This window comes from Actinophytocola xinjiangensis (genome assembly GCF_001921215.1).
Lineage (GTDB): Bacteria > Actinomycetota > Actinomycetes > Mycobacteriales > Pseudonocardiaceae > Actinophytocola > Actinophytocola xinjiangensis.
The window spans coordinates 327,662-347,689 of sequence record NZ_MSIF01000003.1 but is presented as its reverse complement, the minus strand read 5'-3'; the positions used below and the strand labels follow the sequence as shown (position 1 = coordinate 347,689).

The 20,028-nt window shown below is 70.7% G+C and carries 14 protein-coding genes; 4 read left to right on the top strand and 10 right to left on the bottom strand.

What is annotated here, in order from left to right; translation table 11 throughout:
- Positions 1 to 28: 28 nt before the first annotated feature.
- Together BLA60_RS09330 and BLA60_RS09325 are read right to left on the bottom strand one after the other, a co-directional pair.
- On the bottom strand, positions 29 to 1,327 hold the full coding sequence (locus tag BLA60_RS09330; protein ID WP_075132383.1) for a serine/threonine-protein kinase: 1,299 nt from the start codon (positions 1,325 to 1,327) through the stop codon (positions 29 to 31).
- Positions 1,328 to 1,365: 38 nt separating this feature from the next.
- Positions 1,366 to 1,560, bottom strand: coding sequence for a hypothetical protein (locus BLA60_RS09325; RefSeq protein ID WP_075132382.1), 195 nt, complete (start codon positions 1,558 to 1,560; stop codon positions 1,366 to 1,368).
- A gap of 77 nt (positions 1,561 to 1,637) precedes the next feature.
- Here BLA60_RS09325 and BLA60_RS09320 point away from each other — a divergent pair, with 77 nt between their 5' ends.
- The 3 genes from BLA60_RS09320 to ilvA are packed head-to-tail and all read left to right on the top strand — an operon-like array spanning position 1,638 to position 3,946.
- On the top strand, positions 1,638 to 2,498 hold the full coding sequence (locus BLA60_RS09320; RefSeq protein WP_075132381.1) for a Scr1 family TA system antitoxin-like transcriptional regulator: 861 nt from the start codon (positions 1,638 to 1,640) through the stop codon (positions 2,496 to 2,498).
- A 17-nt stretch (positions 2,499 to 2,515) separates the two neighbouring features.
- Positions 2,516 to 2,704: a DUF397 domain-containing protein gene (locus tag BLA60_RS09315; protein WP_075132380.1), complete on the top strand. Its 189-nt coding sequence runs from the start codon at positions 2,516 to 2,518 to the stop codon at positions 2,702 to 2,704.
- Between the two features lie 9 nt (positions 2,705 to 2,713).
- Complete coding sequence (ilvA, locus tag BLA60_RS09310; RefSeq protein WP_170108390.1) at positions 2,714 to 3,946, top strand: threonine ammonia-lyase IlvA; 1,233 nt, start codon at positions 2,714 to 2,716, stop codon at positions 3,944 to 3,946.
- Between the two features lie 71 nt (positions 3,947 to 4,017).
- Here the strand turns inward: ilvA and BLA60_RS09305 are convergent, their stop codons facing one another.
- From BLA60_RS09305 to BLA60_RS09270, 8 genes are all read right to left on the bottom strand, one after another.
- Positions 4,018 to 6,147: a choice-of-anchor J domain-containing protein gene (locus BLA60_RS09305; protein ID WP_211288658.1), complete on the bottom strand. Its 2,130-nt coding sequence runs from the start codon at positions 6,145 to 6,147 to the stop codon at positions 4,018 to 4,020.
- Positions 6,148 to 6,373: 226 nt separating this feature from the next.
- Positions 6,374 to 9,208 (bottom strand): beta-galactosidase, encoded by a 2,835-nt coding sequence (locus BLA60_RS09300; RefSeq protein ID WP_075132379.1) that lies wholly within the window; start codon positions 9,206 to 9,208, stop codon positions 6,374 to 6,376.
- Positions 9,205 to 12,189: a glycoside hydrolase family 3 protein gene (locus tag BLA60_RS09295; protein WP_075132378.1), complete on the bottom strand. Its 2,985-nt coding sequence runs from the start codon at positions 12,187 to 12,189 to the stop codon at positions 9,205 to 9,207. Before BLA60_RS09295 ends, BLA60_RS09300 begins: the two co-directional genes overlap by 4 nt.
- 18 nt (positions 12,190 to 12,207) lie before the next feature.
- A complete protein-coding gene (yicI, locus tag BLA60_RS09290) occupies positions 12,208 to 14,469 on the bottom strand; it encodes an alpha-xylosidase (RefSeq protein ID WP_075132377.1) in 2,262 nt (753 codons plus the stop codon).
- Positions 14,466 to 15,284 carry a carbohydrate ABC transporter permease gene (locus BLA60_RS09285; RefSeq protein WP_075132376.1) on the bottom strand — a complete coding sequence of 273 codons (819 nt, stop codon included), beginning with the start codon at positions 15,282 to 15,284 and terminating at the stop codon, positions 14,466 to 14,468. Before BLA60_RS09285 ends, yicI begins: the two co-directional genes overlap by 4 nt.
- Positions 15,281 to 16,180 (bottom strand): carbohydrate ABC transporter permease, encoded by a 900-nt coding sequence (locus BLA60_RS09280; RefSeq protein ID WP_075132375.1) that lies wholly within the window; start codon positions 16,178 to 16,180, stop codon positions 15,281 to 15,283. Before BLA60_RS09280 ends, BLA60_RS09285 begins: the two co-directional genes overlap by 4 nt.
- A gap of 1 nt (position 16,181) precedes the next feature.
- Positions 16,182 to 17,471 (bottom strand): ABC transporter substrate-binding protein, encoded by a 1,290-nt coding sequence (locus BLA60_RS09275; RefSeq protein ID WP_075132374.1) that lies wholly within the window; start codon positions 17,469 to 17,471, stop codon positions 16,182 to 16,184.
- Between the two features lie 82 nt (positions 17,472 to 17,553).
- A complete protein-coding gene (locus BLA60_RS09270; protein WP_211288657.1) occupies positions 17,554 to 18,558 on the bottom strand; it encodes a LacI family DNA-binding transcriptional regulator in 1,005 nt (334 codons plus the stop codon).
- A 161-nt stretch (positions 18,559 to 18,719) separates the two neighbouring features.
- On the opposite strand from BLA60_RS09270, the gene BLA60_RS09265 reads away from it, so the two are divergent.
- Positions 18,720 to 20,021 (top strand): M28 family metallopeptidase, encoded by a 1,302-nt coding sequence (locus tag BLA60_RS09265; protein ID WP_075132372.1) that lies wholly within the window; start codon positions 18,720 to 18,722, stop codon positions 20,019 to 20,021.
- Positions 20,022 to 20,028: the final 7 nt, after the last annotated feature.

Sequence of the window (20,028 nt, the reverse complement as noted above, 5' to 3'; positions counted from 1 at the left end):
CGCGTTCGCGCTCAGCGTAGCGAGGGGGTCACTGCTCCTGGCACTGGATCTCGGGCGGGTCGCCGCCGCCGGGGGCCTCCACCCGCAGGCCGACCTCGGCGCTGCCCCTGGCCGGGATGATCACGTTGTAGTCGGCGTTGGTGACCGTCACCGCGCCGGCCTCCTGGGACAGGGTGCCGCCCCACAGGTCGGCGATGCGGTGGTTGGCCGGCAGCGTCCAGGTCAGTTGCCAGCCGGTGATCTTCTCGTCGCCGTCGTTGCGCACCGACACCGACGCGACGTAGCCGTCCTCCCAGGTGCTGCCGACGGTCATCCGCGCGACACAGGCCGAGGACGGGGTCGGCGGGGTTCCGGTCGGGGTCGTCGCGCCGGCCGAACCGTTCGAGCCGTCGCCGGTGATCAACACACCCAGTACGACCCCGGCCGCGAGCAGCGCCGCCGCCCCCACCCCGATGACGATCCGGCGGCGGGAGAACCGGCGCACCGGCAGCATCAGCGTCGGCGTCTTCGACGACGGCGGCGGCACCGAACGGCCCTGCGCGGCGGCCGCCAGCACCTCCTGCGCCTCGCGCATCGTCGGGCGGGCGGCCGGATCGCGGTGCAGCAGCCACATCAGCGCGCCGGTCAGCTCACCGGCACCGCGCGGCGGGTCCATCACGCCGCCGGCCACCCGGTGCAACATCGCGATGGCGTTGGTGTCCACGCCGAACGGCGGCTGACCCTCGATGACCGCGTAGAGGGTGGCGCCCAGGGAGTAGACGTCGGAGCGGGCGTCGGCCTCGGCGCCCTTGGCGACCTCGGGCGCCAGGTAGGCGGGCGTGCCGGCGAGGATCCCGGTCGCGGTGACCGAGGTGTCGCCCTTGGCCCGGGACACCCCGAAGTCGGTGATCTTCGCCGTGCCGTCCTCGGCGATCAGCACGTTGTCCGGCTTGATGTCGCGGTGCACGATGCCCGCCTCGTGCGCCGCCGCCAGCGCCGAGGCCAGCTGCGCGCCGATCGCGGCGACGTCGCGCGGGCGCAGGCCGTCCCGGTTGCCCAGGGGCTGCGACGGCAGGTACTCCATGACCAGGCACGGCCAGCCCTGGTGCTCGGTGACGTCGTAGACGGCGATGGCGTTGGGATGGCGCAGGCGACCGGCGATACGGCCCTCCCGCATCGCCCGCGCGATCGCCTCGTCGGCCCACGCCGATCCGTCGACCAGCAACTGCTTGACCGCGACCTGACGATCGAGGTGCTCGTCGCGCGCCAACCACACGATGCCCATGGCGCCCCGACCGATCAGCGAGAGCAGCCGGTAACGGCCGCCGATCACCTCACCCGGTTCCACCCGCGCAACGCTAGCAACCCCACCAGCGGCTTCGGGACTCACACGGCCTGTTCGGCCCGTTCCCGAATGGCGGTGTAGCGGGCCTCGACCTCGTCGAGGGCCTGGGCACCCGATCGGAGGAACTCGCGGAACGCCTCGGGCGGAACTCTCAGCTGGAGCGGACCGATCGACACGGTGATGTCGCCGCCGCAGTTGACCCGACAGGTGATCTGGGCGGTGGGAGTTGGTGTCATGGCGCGGTCACCTCCACGATTACCTCACCCGTACTATAGCTTGGTTACCGTAACCGGAGCAATGAGGAGGGGTCCCGGTGCCGCCCCTGTCGCCCACCGTCGCGAGCTGGGAACTCGTGCTGCGGCTGCGTGAACGCCGCCAGCAGCTCGGGATCGAGGTCAAGGAGATCACCCAGACCCTCGGCTTCTCCCGCAACTACTGGTCGGCCGTCGAGAACGACCGCAAGATCCTGTCCGAGGACAGCCTCACCCGGCTCGCCGACCTGTTCGAGTTCGACGACGACGAACAACGCGAACTGCACGACCTGCGCACCGGCGCCAAACAACGCGGCTGGTGGACCCGCTACTCCGGGCTCATCGACGCCGACCTCCAGCGTCTCTACGGCCTGGAGTGCGGTGCCGAGATCATCCGCACCTACGAGAACGTCCTGATTCCGGGACTGCTCCAGACGCCGGAGTACGCCCGTGCGTTGATGAATGCCGGTGTCATGGTTCGGCAGGTCGAGATCGACCAGCTCGTCGAGATCCGGATGCGCAGGCAGGAACGGCTGGAGGGCGATGACCCGCTGCGGCTGACGGCCGTGATCGGGGAGGCGTCGCTGCGTCAGCAGATCGGTGGACCGGCGGTCCTGCGAAACCAGCTCGACCGGCTGGCGCTGCACATCGAGTCACACCCGGAGACGATCGACGTGCGGGTCGTCCCCTTCACCGCCACCACCTCGGAGCTGTTCGGTGCGTCCACACTGCACCTGATCTCGTTCGCGAAGGTGGGGCTGCCGACCATCGCCTGGCATGAGACCGTCTCGGCGAAGGGCGTCATCGAGGACCCTACACTTGTCCGCGATCTGTCCATGTCACTTGTGGACACCCTGGAGCGCGCGTTGACCCGCGACGCCAGTCTGACCCTGATCCGTCGGTGTGCCGAGGAGCTGGCTTGACCGAGAGAGATACCCCGATGTCCGGCGGACACCGGGGTGGTTGGTTCACGAGCACTCGCAGTTCGGGAGTCGGGAGCTGTGTCGAGGTCAGGTTCGGTGCCGGGCTGGTGTTCGTTCGGGACAGCAAGGACGAGCGGGACTCGCGGCCGGTGATCGGGGTGCCGCCCGGGGGGTGGGTGTCCTTTCTGGACTCGGTGAGGCGTTAGCGTGTCGGCATGGTGACTGCGGCAGAGGTGACGGCGGCGGCGGAACGGTTCACCGAGGTGATCCCGCCCAGCCCCGTGCAGCGCAACGAGCGCCTCTCCGCCCGGTACGGCCTGGACGTGTGGCTCAAGCGCGAGGACCTCAACGCCGTGCGCTCCTACAAGGGGCGGGGGGCGTTCAACTTCGTCAGCGCGCTGACCGCCGAGCAGCGGGCGCGCGGGGTCGTGTGCGCCAGCGCCGGCAACCACGGTCAGGGTGTGGCCTTCGCCTGTGCGGCGTTGGGCGTACGGGCCAGGGTGTACCTGCCGAGGACCACGCCCCGGCAGAAGCGGGACCGGGTCGCCCACCTCGGCGGCCGGCACGTGGAGATCGTCGTCGAGGGGGAGACCTACGACGACGCCGCCGGCGCGGCCCGCGACTACGCGCAGGTCATGGGCCGCACGCTGATCCCGGCCTTCGACGACCCGCGCACGATCGCCGGCCAGGGCACGGTGGCCAGGGAGATCCTCACCCAGCTCGGGCGCCCGCCGGAGGTGATCGTGGTCCCGGTCGGCGGCGGCGGGCTGCTCGCCGGGACGCTGGCCTGGCTCGGTGACTCGGACATCCAGGTCATCGGGGCCGAACCCCTCGGCGCGACCAGCATGGCGGCGGCCGTCGCGGCCGGCGGGCCGGTTCCGCTCGACCACGTCGACCCGTTCGTCGACGGGGCGGCGGTGCGCACGGTCGGCCGGCACACGCACGCGCTGGTCGCCGAGTACCGGCCCCGGCTCGTCGCCGTGCCGGAGGGCCGGATCTGTGTGGAGATGCTCGACCTGTACCAGTCGGACGGGATCATCAGCGAGCCGGCCGGCGCGCTGGCCCCGGCCGCGCTCGACGGGCTCGACCTGCCGGCCGACTCGACCGTCGTGTGTGTCCTGTCCGGCGGGAACAACGACGTCAGCCGCTACGCCGAGATCGTGGAGCGGGCGCTGGTGTTCGAGGGCCGCAAGCACTACTTCCTCGTCGAGTTCCCCCAGGAGCCCGGCGCGTTGCGGCGGTTTCTCGACGACGTCCTCGGGCCGGACGACGACATCACGCTGTTCGAGTACGTCAAGCGCAACAACCGGGAGACCGGGCCCGCGCTGGTCGGCATCGAACTCGGCTCGCCCGAGGGTCTGGAGCCGATCCTCAAGCGGATGGCCGGCGCGCCGCACCGGATCGAGCGCGTGCCGCCGGACAGCCCGCTGTTCACGTTCCTCGTCTGAGAAACCCCGGAAACGACCTCCGGGCGGTGCCGACCGCCATCGGCACCGCCCGGAGGGTCTGTCCTAACCGGTCACGCGCCGCCGGGCTGCGCCACGCCGTTCACCGTGAGGGTGTACGGCGCGTACTGCTGGACCGTCTCCGTCGGCTCGTCGTACGACACCGTCGCGACGACCTTCGGGAACAGGGAGAACAGCAGCAGCTGCAGCTTGCCCAGCTTGACCGAGGTGCGGCCGTCGAACTCGGCCTGCATGGCGATCTGGTTCCGCTCGTCGATACCGATGAGCTTGAGGTTCCAGTTCGCCACCTCGACCGGGTTGATCTCCGTCGGCGACCTGAACGGGTCGAGGCTCGACCCGTCGCTGATCACGGTGCCGCCGATGGCGAGGTCGTCGACCATGACCCCGCCCTCGTTGACGCCGCCGTCGCTGACGTACTGCACACCGACCAGCACGGTCTGCCCGGCGTAGGCCGACAGGTCGAACGAGTGCGGTTCGAACCCGTTGGTCGTGCCGTTGAGGCTCGGACCGTTCGGTCCGGCGACCGTCTTGTCGCCGGCGATCGGGGTGTAGGTCGCCCCACCGTCGGTCGACACGACGACGTAGCCGTAGTCGTAGCCGGCCTCGGCGCCGTACTTGGCGTCGAAGGTCAGCGTGGCGTCGGCCGCCGGCACCGCCACCTCGGCCACCGCGGTGGCGTTGATGTTGTTGCGGTTGCCCGAGAACAGCACCGGGTCACCGGCACTGTCCGGATCGTCGGACACCACGGTCCACTCCAGCGGGATCGACGGAAGTTCCGTCGCTCCCGCGAAGTTCAACGACCGCAGCTGGGCTCCGCGCAGCGGCTTGCCGTTGGCGTCCTGGAGCTGGACGTAGTCCGCTCCGTTCGGCGCGGCACCCGGGTCGTCGTTGGACTGCGGGTTGGCCAGGTTGACCGTTGAGCGCAGGCTCGGGGAGGTCACCCTGCCCTTCGGCACGCCGACGGTGATGCCCCGGCGTTCTCCGACGATCTTGTCCAGCAGCACCATCGACTGGTGGTCGTGGATGACCTGGTACATGTCCGACACGCCCTCGGCCTCCAGCGCGGCGTCGAGGCTCGCGAGCCCCTGGTGTTCGCCGTCGCTGTGCAGTCGGGACATGAAGTCCGTGCCGTACCTGTCGTGGACGAACTGCATGAACGAGTAGGCGTGACCGTAGTCGGCGAGTACCGCGTTCGGGTCACCCTCGCCCCACAGGGTGAGCGAGTTCTCCGGCCCGCCGCAGTCCCGTGGGTTGGTGTTGTAGGGCGTCTGCACCGTGCCGAAACCCTGGTAGCAGTACAGGTGACTGTCCGCTCCCTTGTCGTACACCGTGGCCGTCGTGTCGACGTAGCCGACCAGGGTCTGGGCGAAGTCGGAGAGACCCTCGTTGATCCAGTTACCCTCGAACGGGTCGGTGTAGTACATCAGCAGGTGCTGCCACTCGTGCGCGAACGTGCCCTCGTAGAGGCGCGAGCGTGCCGGGCGGCTGGTGCACAGGTCATCGGTCGGCTCGTCCACCGGCTCGGCACCCGTACGGTGTGCCCAGTCGAACGCGTCAATGGTCATGACGTTGCGGTCGAGCAGTTCGTTGATCTGCGAGGAGAAGAAGCCAGCGATGTAGGTGGGCGCGGCCGGGAAGTCGTAGAAGTTGTCGTCCCGGACGTTGTCGATCAGGGCAACGGTCTTCTCGCCGCCCCCGGTGTAGTCACCCTCGATCGTGGCGTTCGTACCGTCACGGTCGGGCGGGGTCGAGAACGCCGCCGTCTCCTTCGGGTACATGTTGGTGTCGAACTCGTTGACCAGGTCGGCGACCTGGGCATCGGTGATCTCCGTCGAGTTGGGGATCTGCCGGCGGCAGTCTCCCTCCGGGAACGCGATGTCGTTCGCGACCCAGACCTCGATGTAGTCGCCGACGCCCCGCAGCGTGTAGTCCTTGCGGTACAGGACGCCCTCGTAGTCATCCATCCCGAGCCAGCCCCGGACGGTACCGACGGGCGGTGTGTCCGCCGCGGCGGTCCGGTTCTTGGCTGCCTTGGGCTGGTAACTCGACGGCGTCTGGACGGGCTTGCCGTCCAGAGTGAGCTCCTTGCGGGTCAGCTCCCTGGTGTCGTCGACGGGAGCCGTGACCGGCTCGGCGGCGACGGGCGATGCGGGAAGCACCTGCACCAGGGGAACGAGCAGCACCGCTGCCGCGGCCGAGGCTAATCGGCTACGTCGCAATTGATTCCCTTTCCGTTCCATGCGCCGCAGGCAGACTGGTCCGCTTGCGGTCGCGGTTCGTACATGTTCCGTACGTCAGTGGTTCGATCGGGGACCTTAAGTCGTTTCACCGGTTAAGGATCTGTTGCCGCCCAGTGTTCTTGATCACTCCAGTGGGACGCCTGGGTGCATCCGTTCGGCCGAATGGCCCCTACTTTGGTAGACGGCCGATCGGTGGCGGCACAATCCGGTGATTTGCCAGTACTGCCAGTTCCGGGGCGTCCCACGTGGACTCGTCGAGGGCGACGACGGCGATGGCGAGGGTGTTGGGCCCGTGTTCGCGCAGTGGCCCGGCCGGCAGCACGAAGTCGTGTTGCGGCCCGAGGTCGGCGGTGTAGCGGCCCAGGTTCCACCCGTTGAGGTAGAGCTGCGCGCGGTAGGGGCCGGTGCCGGTGAACCGCAGCGCGACCGGCACGTCCTGGTCGCGCGGCAGGTCGAGCCGGAACGTGGTGCGGTACCAGGAGACGCCGGGGCCGGGGTCGCGCGGCGCGCCCCAGCCCGGTCCGCCGCCGCCGGGCAGGTGCCAGCCGGCGCGTTCGCCGTACAGGCCGCCGGTGTTCAGCGGCCCGCGTACCGGGTCGGTGGCGTGCCGGTCGGCGCCCTGGATCCGCCAGGTGAGGGCGGCGTCCGAGCCGGCGAGCGCGGCGCCGACGAGCCCGCGCGGCTGCTTGAACCGCATGTCCTCGGCGGTCCAGTCGTCGTTGTGGCCGAGGTTCTCCACCAGGACCGAGAGCACCGCCGGTTGCCCGGCCCGCAGCCCGGTCAGCGGGAACGTGCCCGGTCCGGGGGCGGGGTTGACCGGCGCGTCGGAGTCGGCCTGGGTGCCGCCGGCGGCCCGGCCGAGGTACCGGCCGTCGAGCCACACCTGGTAGACGCCGTTCTTGCCGGTGATCGCGTTGAGGTTCACGGCGGTCTCGGTGCCGGTGGCGGTGAAGTGCCCCCGGTACCAGACGTGGCCGTGGTCGAACCCGTAGTCGCCGGCGAACAGCACCGGCAGGGTCACCGGCGGGACCGGGCTGGTGGAGGTGGTGTGGTCGGCGACGGTCCAGGCGCTGTCGTCGAAGTCCGGCGCGGTCTCCGGGGAGCCGGCGCGGTGGCGCCAGCCGGTCAGCCGCGGCAGGTCGACCGGGTCGGGTCCGGCGAGCCGGCCGGACAGCGAGCCGCTGGCGGTGCTGCGCACCCGCACGGGTTCGCCGCCGACCACCAGCCGCCGGGCGGGGGCGAACACCTCGACCTCGCCGGGTTCGGCGGTGTCGGCGCGCAGGTGCAGGGTCTGGCCGGACACGCGCGCGTCGCGGGCCAGCGCGGTGCCGCGCACGAGCACCGGCCCGGCCTCGGTGTCCAGCCGCCAGAACTCCGCCGAGGTCTGCTCGGTGCCGACCAGCAGCGTCAGCGGTGGCCGGCCGCCGCCGCTGACCAGCACCCTGGCCAGCCCGGAATGGGTGTAGTCCAGCCGCAGGTCGCCGTCGTGCCACGAGGTCCGGACGTCACCGGCGAGCACCCGCACCGACGGGCGGGTGGCGTAGCGCAGCACGGTCGAGCCGGACTCGCCGGCGCGGCCGTGCAGCACGGCGACGTCCCGGCCGGCGATCCGCTCGTGGGTCATGATCTCCGAGCTGGACCACACCAGCCGCTGCCCGCCGAGGTCGTACCCGGCGACCAGGATCTTGGCGTCCCGGCCGTCGACCCGGACCGGGACCCGGTAGCGCCCGTCCGGTGTGGACCAGTCCAGGGTGGACACGTCGTCGGTCGTGGACGCCGGGTCGCTGTGCCGGACCAGGACGAACTGGGTGCCGGTGTCCGGGTTGGCCCTGGCCAGCGTGCCGACCGCCGGGTTGTCCGACGCCGGGGCCGCGACCGGGTCGGTCCTGGTCAGCGGTTCGACCGCGCGGACGAAGTAGCCCTGGCGTTTGAACTCGGCGTACTTGTCGGTGAGCTGGCGGGACTCGGTGATCGCCGCGCCGTAGTCGTAGGAGGTGTAGACGTCGTTGGGTTGGCCGAGCCAGCCCCAGTTGGTGCCGCCGAAGGCCATGTAGAAGCCGAACATGGTGGCGCCGCTGGCGATCAGGTTCGACTTGGTGAAGTAGCGCAGGTAGGCCGGGCCGGTCAGCTCGCGGCAGCGGTCGTAGCCGGCGCGGTTGAGGTCGATCGCCCCCGCCTGGTACTCGGCCGCGTACACCGGGGCGTGGTCGCTGAGCCGTTCGGTGAGGCCAGGGCCCCACGGCCCCCACACGTCCGGGGTCTGGCACTCGAAGGACTGCGGGTAGTCGTCGACGCCGGGGATGTCGACGGCGCCGGGCCCCGAGGCCCAGGTCGGGGTCCAGGACGCGTCGCAGCACTGGTTGTGGGTGATCGGCACGTCGATGCCGGCGGCCCGCGCGGTGTCGTACAGGTCCCGCATGTAGGTGGCGTCGGTGTTGGCGGCGTACTCGTTCTCGACGTTGTAGGCGATCACCGAGCCGCCCCGGGTGACCTGGTGGCGGGCGATGATCGGGTTGATCCGCGCGAGCCACTCCCGGTAGGCCCGGGTGTAGCCGGGGTCGCTGGAGCGGGCGCGGCCGGGGACCTGCTTGAGCCACGCGGGGAAGCCGCCGCCGCTGACCTCGGCGTTGATGTACGGGCCGGGCCGCACGACCGCGTACAGCCCGAGTTCCTCGGTCAGGTCGAGCAGCGCGTCGACGTCGCGCACGCCGGTGAAGTCGTACTCGCCGGGCGCGGGGGAGTGGTAACCCCAGTTGACGTAGAGCGACACGCCGGTGAAGCCGGCGGCCCGGATCTTCTCCAGCACGTCGCGCCACAGTCGCTGGCTGGGCAGCCGGAAGTAGTGGAACTCGCCGCTCCACAGCAGGACCCGTTCGCCGTCCACGCTCAGCGAGTACCGGTCGTAGGAGACCTCGTGGGTCCGGGTGGCGACCGCCGGTGCCGGCACCGACAGCAGGGTGGCCAGCAGGGCGACCAGGACCAGTCCGACGGCCGGGCGCCTCATCGGAGGGTGAACGTGTCGAGGCGCAGGTCGCCGGTGAACACCAGGTACACGTCGTGGCGTCCGCGCGCGCCACGCAGACCGGCGGTGACCGTGACGTAGGTGTAGCGGTCGCCGGTGGCGGGCACGGTCGCGGTGCCGGCCAGCCGGCCGTCCGGGCCGCCGAGCCGGACCTCGACGGTGGCCTCGCCGGCCTGTTCCCTGGCCACCCGCGCGGTGAACGCGCGCGGGCCGTCGAGCGCGGCGTCGGCGAAGCTCACCCAGGCGCCGGCCGACGCGGCGACGGCCTCGCCGCGTTCCTTGGACGTGTCCACCAGGTCGACGCCGGCGTAGTCGTCGAAGTCGATCGCGCGGGTGGACCGGGACAGGTCGCGCGGCGGGATGGTCTCGCCGCGCACCCGCAGGGTGGTGCGCTGGCGCAGGTCCGTCGAGGAGGCGCCGACCAGCAGGTCGTGGGTGGCGTCCTCGACGACCCAGCGGCGCCGGGTCACGTCCCAGTGGCCGAGGGCGGCGGCCGGGAACTCCAGCCGCACGGTCCGCCGCCGGCCCGGTTCCAGCGCGACCCGCGCGAACGCGCGCAGCGTCAGCCGGGGCATCGGGTCGCGGGAGACCCGCTGGTGACTGTAGAGCTGCACGACCTCCTCGCCGGCCACGTCACCGGTGTTGGTGACCTCGACGCTCACCCGCACCGTCGCCTGGGGACCGACGGTGGACTCGGCCCGCAGCCGGGCGTGGCGGAAGGCGGTGTAGGACAGGCCGTGGCCGAACGGGTAGAGCGCCTCGCCGGTGAAGTACTGGTAGGTGTGGGCGTTCTTGATGATGTCGTAGTCCAGGATGTCGGGCAGGTCCTCGTCGCGGCGGTACCAGGTCTGGGTGAGCCGCCCGGCCGGGTTGACCGCGCCGAACAGCACGTCGGCCAGGGCGTTGCCGGTCTCCTGGCCGGCGTGCGAGGTCCACACGATCGCCGGCACGTGCTCCTGCTCCCAGGTCAGGGTCGTCGGGTAGCTGTTCTCGACCACCACGACAGTGTTCGGGTTCGCCGCGTGCACCGCCCTGACCAGCGCCGACTGGGTCTCGGCGAGTGCGGTCGTGGTCCGGTCGTGGTCCTCGCGGCCGTTGATGAACGGCATGCTGCCGACCACGACGACCGCCGCGTCCGCGCGGGCCGCCGCCGCGACGGCCAGGTCGGTGCCGCTGGTCACGACCTCGCGGGTGAACCGCGCGGCCCCGGCGGAGTCGGGAGAGCCGAGCACGATCCGGCCGCCGGCCTCGACGGTCAGGTAGTTGTTCGGGCCCTCCCAGTCGTTGACCGTCTCGTAGCCGGCGTAGCGCACCACGACCGTCCCGTCCCCGGCGTCCTCGAACGCGAACTGCTGGTGGACGAACCAGTCCCGGGGTTGGGGAGCGCGGTTGACGAACGCGCTGGTCGCCCCGAAGTCCGCGCGCTCGACGTAGCGGCCGTTGGCCACCGCGCGCAGCGTCAGCACGCCCTGGCCCCAGCCGAACACGTCGAAGTGCTCGGCGTCGCCGGCGTCCGGCGCGGTCGCGGTCAGCTCGGCGCCCTGTTCGCCGGCCCCGGCGGTGACGTAGCCGCCGGTGTCGGCGCTGCGCAGCGCGATCCGGTCGACCGCCTCACCGCCGGTGACCGTCCCGCCGGCCAGCCGCGCGGCGATGCCGGCGCGCGGGGTGACCTGGTAGGGCATCCGGCCGGAGTACCAGTCGGTGTAGAGCGTGTCGGCCAGCGGACCGACGACCGCGACCTCGCCCAGTCCGGCCGACAGCGGCAGCGCGCCGTCGTTCTTGAGCAGTACCACGGCTTTGCCGGCGACCTCGCGGGCCAGCGCCCGGTGCTCGGGCCGGTCGACGACGTCCATGGTGATGCCGGCGTACGGGCCGCCGTCGGGGTCGAACTCGCCGAGCCGGAACCGGATGCTCAGGATGTGCTCCACGGCGGTGTCCACGTCGGACTCGGTGAGCAGGCCGGCGGCCAGCGCGGCGTTGATCGCCTCGACGGTCGGGCCGGCGTCGGTGTTGTCGACGGTGAAGCTGTCCAGCCCGGCGCGCAGGGTGGCGGCGTCGCCCTGCGCGCGGGTGGCGTAGTAGGCCTGCGAGCCGACGAGGTTGTTGGGGCCGCCGGCGTCGGTGACGTTGAGCAGCGTCTGGTCGGTCCACGACCGGACGACCTCGTCGTGGTCGGCGTGCGCGGTCATCGGGCGGCCGTTGACCAGGTTGTAGGCGGCCATCACGCCGGTGGCCGCGTTGTTCTCGATGGCCGGGCGGAACGCCGGCTCGTCGTACTCGTGCTTGACCCGGGGCCGCAGGTTCGACGAGGTGCGGTCGCGGCGGATCTCGTTGTTGTTGGCCAGGTAGTGCTTGAGGGTGGGCGCGGTGCGCAGGTGGTGCGGGTGGTCGCCGCGCATCCCGCGCGCGTAGGCGGTGGACAGCACGCCGGTCAGGTACGGGTCCTCGGCGTAGCCCTCCTCGTTGCGGCCCCAGCGCGGGTCGCGCAGCAGGTTCACCACCGGCGCCCACGCGTTGAGCCCCCACACCACCGGGTTGGCGCTGTGGTGGCCGCGTAACTCCTCGCCCACGACCGTGCCGACGCGTCGCAGGAGGTCCGGGTCCCAGGTGGAGCCGAGCCCGACGGCCTGCGGGAACACGGTGGCGGTGGCGGTGCGTACCGCGCCGGGTTCGGGGGTCGAGGTGATGTCGGTGGACCACGCCAGGCCGTGCAGCGCCTCGGTGCCGGTCTTGAACAGCGCGATGCCAAGACGGGGGACGGCCGGCTGGTACTGGTGCAGCCAGGAGATCTTCTCCGGCAGGGTCAGCCGGCCGAGCAGGTCGGCGATCCGCCGCTCCAGCGGCAGCCGGGGATCGCGGAACGGAAGGGCCGCCTGGCCGGCGGCGGCGGAGGTGGCCGGCGCGGCGAACGCGGCGGCGGCCACGCCGGACACGGTCAGGAACATGCGTCTGCTGAACGACATGAGCACTCCAGTGTGCGGTCAGAGGTGAACGGTGACGGTCGAACCGGTGACGTCGACGGGCTCGGCGCCGGCCAGCCGCACCCGCCAGGTGGCCGGCGGGTGGTCGACCTCGACGCGCACCGTGTCGCCGCGCCGGGTCGTGGTGAAGGTGGCGGCGACGTCGCCGTCCACGGTGGGCACGGTGGTGGTGACGGTCGCGCCGTCGGCCAGCCCGTACACCCCCAGCGTGACCCCCTCGGCGAAGTCGTAGTCCGGCCGGTCGTCGACCGCGCCGACCGGCACGACCGCCCCCGGCCGCACGAACAGCGGCACGCTGTCGAACCCGTGCCGCTCGCGCACCCAGCGCGGCCCCGAGACCCGTTCGCCGGTGACGAAGTGGGTCCACTCGCCGGCCGGCAGGTAGTAGTCGACGGTGCCGTCCTCGGTGAACACCGGGGCCACCAGCAGGTCGCCGCCGAGCAGGTACTGGCGGTCGAGGTACACGCAGGCGGGGTCGTCGGGGAACTCCAGGACCATCGCGCGCATCACCGGCACGCCGTCGGTGTGCGCCACCCGCGCCGCCTGGTACAGGTAGGGCATCAGCGACGCCTTGAGCCGGGTGAACGAGCGCAGCACGTCGACGGCCTGCTCGTCGAACGCCCACGGCACGCGGTAGGAGTAGTTGGCGTGCAGCCGGCTGTGCGAGGACAGCAGCCCGAACGGGATCCACCGCTTGAACAGCCAGGCCGGCGGGGTGCCCTCGAACCCGCCGATGTCGTGGCTCCAGAACCCGAAGCCCGACATCGTCAGCGACAGCCCGCCGCGCAGCGACTCGGCCATCGACTGCGGCGTGGACAGGTTGTCCCCGCCCCAGTGCACCGGGAACCGCTGGGTGCCGGTGGTGGCGGTGCGCGCGAAGACGACCGCGTCCCGCTCACCGCGCCGCTTGCGCAGCAGGTCGAACACCGTGCGGTTGTAGAGGAAGGCGTAGTAGTTGTGCATCAGCTCCGGGTCGGAGCCGTCGAAGTAGGCGACGTCGGTGGGGATCCGCTCGCCGAAGTCGGACTTGAAGCAGTCGACGCCCAGGTCGAGCAGCGCGTCGAGCTTGGCGGCGTACCACTCGCGGGCCTCCGGGTTGGTGAAGTCCACGATGGCCAGGCCCGGCTGCCACAGGTCCCACTGCCAGACGTCACCGTTGGGGCGCTTGAGCAGGTAGCCGTGGGCCATCCCTTCCTCGAACAGCGGTGACCGCTGGCCGATGTAGGGGTTGATCCACACGCACACCCGCAGGCCGCGGGCCTTGAGCCGGGCGAGCATGCCGCGCGGGTCGGGGAAGATCCGCTCGTCCCACTGGAAGTCGCACCAGGACAGCTCGCGCATCCAGAAGCAGTCGAAGTGGAACACCGACAGCGGCAGGTCACGCTCGGCCATGCCGTCGATGAACGAGTTGACGGTGTCCTCGTCGTAGTCGGTGTTGAACGAGGTCGACAGCCACAGCCCGAACGACCACGCCGGCGGCAGCGCCGGGCGCCCGGTCAGCGCGGTGTACCGGGCGAGGATCTCCTTGGGCGTCCCGTGGATCACGAAGTAGCGCAGCGACTGGGTCTGGGCGCTGAACTGCACCCGCGACACGTCCTCCGAGCCGACCTCGAAGGACACCAGGCCGGGGTGGTCGACGAACACGCCGTAGCCGGCGTTGGTCAGGAAGAACGGGATGTTCTTGTAGGCCTGTTCGCTGCTGGTGCCGCCGTCGGCGTTCCAGATGTCGACGACCTGGCCGTTGCGCACCAGCGGACCGAACCGCTCGCCCAGGCCGTAGACCGCGTCGCCGACGCCGAGCATCAGCCGTTCCCGCAGGTGGTGGCCGCCGTCGCCGGTGGTCAGGATGGCCATGTCGTTCTCGCCGCTGGAGGTCAGGACCCGCCCGCCCGCGCTGAACTCGACCCGCCAGGGCGCGGCGCGGCTGACCCGCACGGTCAGCTCGCCGGAGGTCAGCGCGGCGGAGGTGTCGGTGATCTCCTGGTGCGCGGCGGGGTGGCCGTCGCCGAACAGCTCGAACCTCGGTGACCGCGCCGCGCCGCCCGCGTGGTGGGTCAGCGTCACCCCGATCACGCCGGGCAGCGGCGCGCTGAGGTCGACGGTGAGCACCGCGCCGCTCTGCAGGTCCTGGCGTGAGCGCACCGGATAGGTCGGCGCGAGGATCCGCAGGCCGTCGGCCGTCGGCGCGGCGTCGAGCACCTCGACCGGGTAGGCCGGGGTGACGCCGGCGCGCATCAGCCAGTGGCCGTCGGTGAACTTCATTTGATCGCCCCCACCGCGATGCCGCGGGTCAGTGTCCGTTGGAAGATCAGGAAGAACACCACCGCCGGGAGGATGCCCAGCAGCGCCGAGGCGCTCTGCGCGGTGGCGTCCATCAGCCGTTGGCCCTGCAGCACCCCGAGTGCCACCGGAACGGTCTGGTTGTCGTTGGAGACCAGCATGATCATCGGGATGAAGAACTCGTTCCACGTCCAGATGAAGAAGAAGACCAACAGGACCGACAGCGTCGGCCAGCAGATCGGCACCACCACCCGCCACAGGATCTGCCACCGCCCGGCGCCGTCGATCCTGGCCGCCTCGACGAGTTCACGCGGGAACGTGGACAGCACCGAGGACAGCAGGTAGGTGCCGAACGCGCTCTGCACCGCGGTGAAGATGATGATCACCGCGAGCTTGGTGTCGTAGAGGTCGGCCTCCTTGGCCAGGAAGTACAGCGGGTAGACCAGCGCCTCCTGCGGCATCAGGTTCGCGAGCAGGAACACCGCGACGATCCACACCCTGCCCCGGACGCGTCCGATGCCCAGCGCGTAGGCCGTCAGGATCGACACCAGGACCGCGAGCACCGACACCGACCCGGCGATGACCGTGCTGTTGGTCAGCTTGAGCCCGAAGTCGACCCGTTCCCAGAAGTCCACGATCCCTTGCAGGTACAGGCTTTCCGGTAGTCCGAGCGGCCCGTTGGCGGTGTAGTCGGCCGGTGACTTGAGCGCGTTGAGCAGCACCAGCAGGAACGGGAACAACATCACCACGGCCAGGACCACCAGAACGCCCAGCACCAAGCCCCGTCGAAGACTCATCCATCGCTCCTGTTCTGCGCACGCAGGAACAGGAACGTGAGCCCCAGGATCAACACCGTGAGGACCGTGGCGATCGCGGCGCCGTAGCCGACGTTGGTCTTCTCGAAGAAGTTCTGGAAGGAGAAGTAGGCCGGGGTGTTGGTCGAGCCGCCCGGCCCGCCCCTGGTCAGCACGAAGATCTTGTCGAAGGACTTGAGCGAGGCGATCGTGCAGGTCAGCAGGACCACGAAGATCTCGGGCCGCAGCTGGGGCACGGTCACCGCCCACAGCCGCTGCCACCACGACGCCCCGTCCAGCGCCGCCGCCTCGTGCAGCTGCGGGTCGATGCGTTGCAGACCGGCCAGGAAGATCACCAGCGGGTAGCCGAGCTGGATCCACACCAGCACGCCCATCACCGACAGCAGCGCCGTCCGCTCGTCGCCCAACCAGTTCTGCGTCCACGACTCCAGGCCGAGGAACCGCAGCAGCGCGTTCGCCGAGCCGTACTCGGGATGCAGGATCCAGCCCCACACCACCCCGGCGACCACCGCCGGCAGCACCTGCGGCAGGTAGAACGCCGCCCGCAGCGCCGTGGTCGTCCTGGCGTACCGCTTGCCGACGACGTCGAACAGCGCGGTCGCCAGCAGCAGCCCGAACAGCGTCGGCAGCACGGCCATCGCCACGACCAGCGCCAGGTTGTTGCCGAAGGACACCCAGAACGTCTCGTCGGCGAACAGCGTGCGGTACTGGTCCAGGCCCACCCAGTCCGGTGAGCCGACGCCCTGCCAGCGGGTGAAGCTGATCCCGATGTTCATCGCCAGCGGCACCGCGATGACCGCGACGAACAGCACCGCCGCCGGCAGCAGGTAGGGCAGGTACCCCGCCCTGCCCGTGCGGGGTCTGGTCAGCACCGCCATCTCAGGAGCCGATGGTGGCGAGGTTCTCCTCGTACGGCCCCGCCAGCTCGCCGAGGACCTCGTGCGGTGACGCGGACCCGCTGATCAGCTTCTGGGTCGCGGAGACCAGCACGTCGTAGTAGCCGGGCACCGGCCAGTCCGGGTAGTAGCCAAGGCCGTCCCGCTCGACCAGCGTCTGGTAGTTCTCCACGAGCTTGCGGCTGGGCTCGTCGGTGATCGCGCTGACGTCGGCCGCGACCGGGATGCCGCCGGAGTTGCCCAGCAGCGCCTGGATGTCCGGCTGCATCGTGATGTCGATGAAGTCGTAGGCCAGCTCCTTGTTCGGGGAGTTCTCCGGCACCACCCACAGGTTGCCGCTGGAGCCGAGCGCGAGGTCGCTGCCGGGGAACAGGAACGTGTCCCAGGCGAAGTCCTTGACCGTGGACTGGACCCGGCCGTACCACCAGCTCCCGGAGATCATCATCGGGAACTTGCCCTCCATGAACGCCACGCCCATGCTCTCGGCGTCGATGCCGGTGGAGTCCTGGGACAGGTAGCCCTTCTCGACCCAGTCGGCGAAGGTCTCCGCGCCGTAGGTCCAGGCCTGGTCGTGGAAGTCGACCTCGCCGTCGTACTGCTGGAAGCCGCGCACCCAGTCGGAGTCCGCCTTGGACAGGGCGAGCTGGTAGAGGATCTGCTGGGCCGGGTACTCCTTGGCGCCGACCGACAGCGGCGTCACACCCTTGTCCACGAACGTGTCCATGGCGGCGGTCAGCTCGTCCAGCGAGGTCGGCACCGCGACGCCGTGCTGGTCGAACAGGTCCTTGTTGTAGTAGACCATCGTGTACTCGGCGTAGTTCGGCACGCCGAACCACCGGTCGCCGCCCATCACGCCGCGCTCGTCGTACTTGCAGGTGGTCTGCACGCTGGGGGAGAGCTTGTCGTCCCAGCCGCGTTCGGTGACCACGTCGGACAGGTCGGTCAGCAGGCCCTGTTTGGACAGCAGTCCGGCGGTCGCGTTGCCCTTGTTGTACTCCAACAGGTCCGGCGCCTCGTCGGAGTTGAGCACCATCTGGGCGCTCTTCTGGATCTGCTCGAAACCCTTCTCCTCGAACTTCACCGTCACGCCGTCGTGGGTGCGTTCGAACTCCTCGATCGCCTTGTTCCAGGCGACTCCCATGGCGCTGTCGGGACTTTCGTAGTGCCAGAGGGTGAGTTCGGTGCCGGCCGCTGCGTCGCCGTCGTCGCCGCAGGCGGTGAGGACCGTCGCCGTCGCGATCATGACCGCGACGAGCCTTCCTGGGGTGAACATCGTTGTCTCTCCAACCAGTGGGGATCGGTCGTCGAATCGCTTCGACGATGGGCGTCGGAGGTCGGTGTGCGGTTGTCGGGAACTACCTGGCGGCGCCGGTGCTGTCCCGTGGGGTCAGACGGGCCTCGATCAGCGTCGCGTCCGGAACGGGTTGCCCGCCCAGCTTGGCCATGAGCAGGCCGACCGCCTCGCGGCCGACCTCCTCGGCGGGGATGGACACCGAGGTCAGCGCGGGCATGGCGTGCTCGGCGAGGTCGTCGGGGCAGATCGCCACCACGGACAGGTCGTCGGGGACGGTGCGACCGGCCTCGCGGATCGCCGCGAGGACCGGCGCGATCACCGGTTCGTTGTGCACCACGACTCCGGTGAGGTCGGGGTGCTCGTGCAGCAGGCGGGTCACCATCTCCCTGGCCGCCGCCGGGGTCGACTCGCACGGGTGCACGCTGGCCGCGATCCCGTGCCGCCCGGTCGCCTCGGTGAACCCGGCGGTGGTCCTGGTCGCGAAGCCGGTGCCGCGTTCGTAGACCTCCGGCGGTGAGCCGATCAGCGCGACCCGCCGGTGCCCCAGTTCGGCCAGGTGGTCCACGCACGCGACGGCCGCGGCCGTGAAGTCGAGGTCGATGCAGGTCAGATCCTGGGCCTGGGCGGGGAAACCGATCAGCACGGCCGGCAGCCGCAGGTCCCGCAGCACCGGCACCCGCTCGTCGTCGAGTTCGACGTCCATCACGATGATCGCGTCCACCAGCGAGGTGCCGGCCACCCGGCGCAGCCCCGCGACGCCCTCGTTCTGGGTCAGCAGCAGCACGTCGTGGTCGTGCTCGCGGGCGGCGGTGACCACCGAGGTGGCGAAACGCATGATCACCGGTACGTGGATCCCGGTACGCAGCGGTACGACCAGCGCGACCACGTTGGACCGGTTGCTCGCCAGCGCCCGCGCGCCGGCGTGCGGCTGGTACCCGAGTTCCTCGATGCTGCGCAGGACCCGCTGCCGGGTCCGCTCGGTGATGGACCGTTTTCCGCTGAGCACGTAGGACACCGTGCTGGGAGCCACGCCCGCGTGCCGGGCGACGTCCTCGATCTTGGCCACTGCGCCACCCGGGATCGTCGAATCGCTTCGACGGCACATGGTAGGGCAGTTTTCGGCAACTGGGAAGAACTGCCCACGAACGGAGCTACGTCTTCGCTGACCGGTTCGGGGACGCTCGGTGGGATGCGCTCCATCCCTGCTGATCGCCGGAGGCACCACCCATGAGAATCCGCGTTCCGCTCGCCGCGCTGACCGCCGGCGTCCTGCTGGCCGGCGGCGCCACCGCGACCGCCGCCCCCGCGCCGGACACCCTCGCCGCACCGGACATCCCGGTCGCCAACGTGCAGGCGCACCTCAACCAGCTCCAGTCCATCGCCACCGCCAACGGCGGCAACCGCGCCCACGGCCAACCCGGCTACCGCGCGTCGGTCGACTTCCTCCAGGCCCGCCTGGACGCCGCCGGCTACGTCACCACCGTGCAGCCGTTCACCTCCGGCGGGGTCACCGGGTGGAACCTGCTGGCCGAATGGCCGCACGGCGACGCCAACAGCGTGATCATGGCCGGCGGGCACCTGGACGGGGTCAACGCCGGGCCGGGCATCAACGACAACGGCTCCGGGTCCTCCGCACTGCTGGAGGTCGCGCTGACCGTGGCGAGCCAGAACCTCGCGCCGGCCAAGCGGCTGCGCTTCGGCTGGTGGGGCGCCGAGGAACGCGGCCTGGTCGGCTCGACCTACTACGTCAACAACCTGCCAAGCACCGAACGGGCGAAGATCGACGCCTACATCAACTTCGACATGGTCGGCTCGCCCAACCCCGGCTACTTCGTCTACTCGGCCAGCGGCCAGCCGTCCGGATCCCTTGAGCTGCAACGGGTCCTGGAGGCACCGTTCGCCCAGATGGGCGTGCCGACCGAGCTGACGTCGGTCGGCGGGCGCTCCGACCATGCCGCGTTCGCCAACGCCGGCATCGCGGTCGGCGGCCTGTTCACCGGCGCTGAGGGCATCAAGACCAGCGCCCAGGCCCAGAAGTGGGGCGGCACCGCCGGCCAGGCCTACGACCCGTGCTACCACCGCTCCTGCGACACCACGGCCAACATCAACGTGACCGCCCTGGACCGCAACGCCGACGCCATCGCCTACGCCGTCTGGACGCTGTCCACCACCGCCGACCCCGACCCCGGCCCGCGCTTCACCAACGACACCGACGTGGCGATCCCCGACCTCACCACGGTGTACAGCCCGGTCACCGTCTCCGGCGTGCCGGCCACCGTGCCCGCTTCGCTGACGGTCGGCGTCGACATCCGGCACACCTACCGGGGTGACCTGGTGGTCGACCTGCTCGCCCCCGACGGCACGCCCTACACCCTGCACAACCGCACCGGCGGCAGCGCCGACGACCTGGTCGGCACCTACTCGGTGAACGCGCCCGGCGAGACCGCCAACGGCGAGTGGCGGCTGCGCGTGCGCGACGCCGCCTCGGCCGACACCGGCACGATCAACTCCTGGTACCTCCAGTTCTGATCACCCG

Excerpts from the sequence above, each read along its gene's own strand:
- yicI (WP_075132377.1), bottom strand. The coding sequence starts at position 14,469 with ATGAAGTTCACCGACGGCCACTGGCTGATGCGCGCCGGCGTCACCCCG.
- BLA60_RS09295 (WP_075132378.1), bottom strand. The coding sequence starts at position 12,189 with ATGTCGTTCAGCAGACGCATGTTCCTGACCGTGTCCGGCGTGGCCGCC.
- BLA60_RS09300 (WP_075132379.1), bottom strand. The coding sequence starts at position 9,208 with ATGAGGCGCCCGGCCGTCGGACTGGTCCTGGTCGCCCTGCTGGCCACC.
- BLA60_RS09280 (WP_075132375.1), bottom strand. The coding sequence starts at position 16,180 with ATGGCGGTGCTGACCAGACCCCGCACGGGCAGGGCGGGGTACCTGCCC.
- BLA60_RS09265 (WP_075132372.1), top strand. The coding sequence starts at position 18,720 with ATGAGAATCCGCGTTCCGCTCGCCGCGCTGACCGCCGGCGTCCTGCTG.
- BLA60_RS09315 (WP_075132380.1), top strand. The coding sequence starts at position 2,516 with ATGTCCGGCGGACACCGGGGTGGTTGGTTCACGAGCACTCGCAGTTCG.
- ilvA (WP_170108390.1), top strand. The coding sequence starts at position 2,714 with ATGGTGACTGCGGCAGAGGTGACGGCGGCGGCGGAACGGTTCACCGAG.
- BLA60_RS09325 (WP_075132382.1), bottom strand. The coding sequence starts at position 1,560 with ATGACACCAACTCCCACCGCCCAGATCACCTGTCGGGTCAACTGCGGC.
- BLA60_RS09285 (WP_075132376.1), bottom strand. The coding sequence starts at position 15,284 with ATGAGTCTTCGACGGGGCTTGGTGCTGGGCGTTCTGGTGGTCCTGGCC.
- BLA60_RS09275 (WP_075132374.1), bottom strand. The coding sequence starts at position 17,471 with ATGTTCACCCCAGGAAGGCTCGTCGCGGTCATGATCGCGACGGCGACG.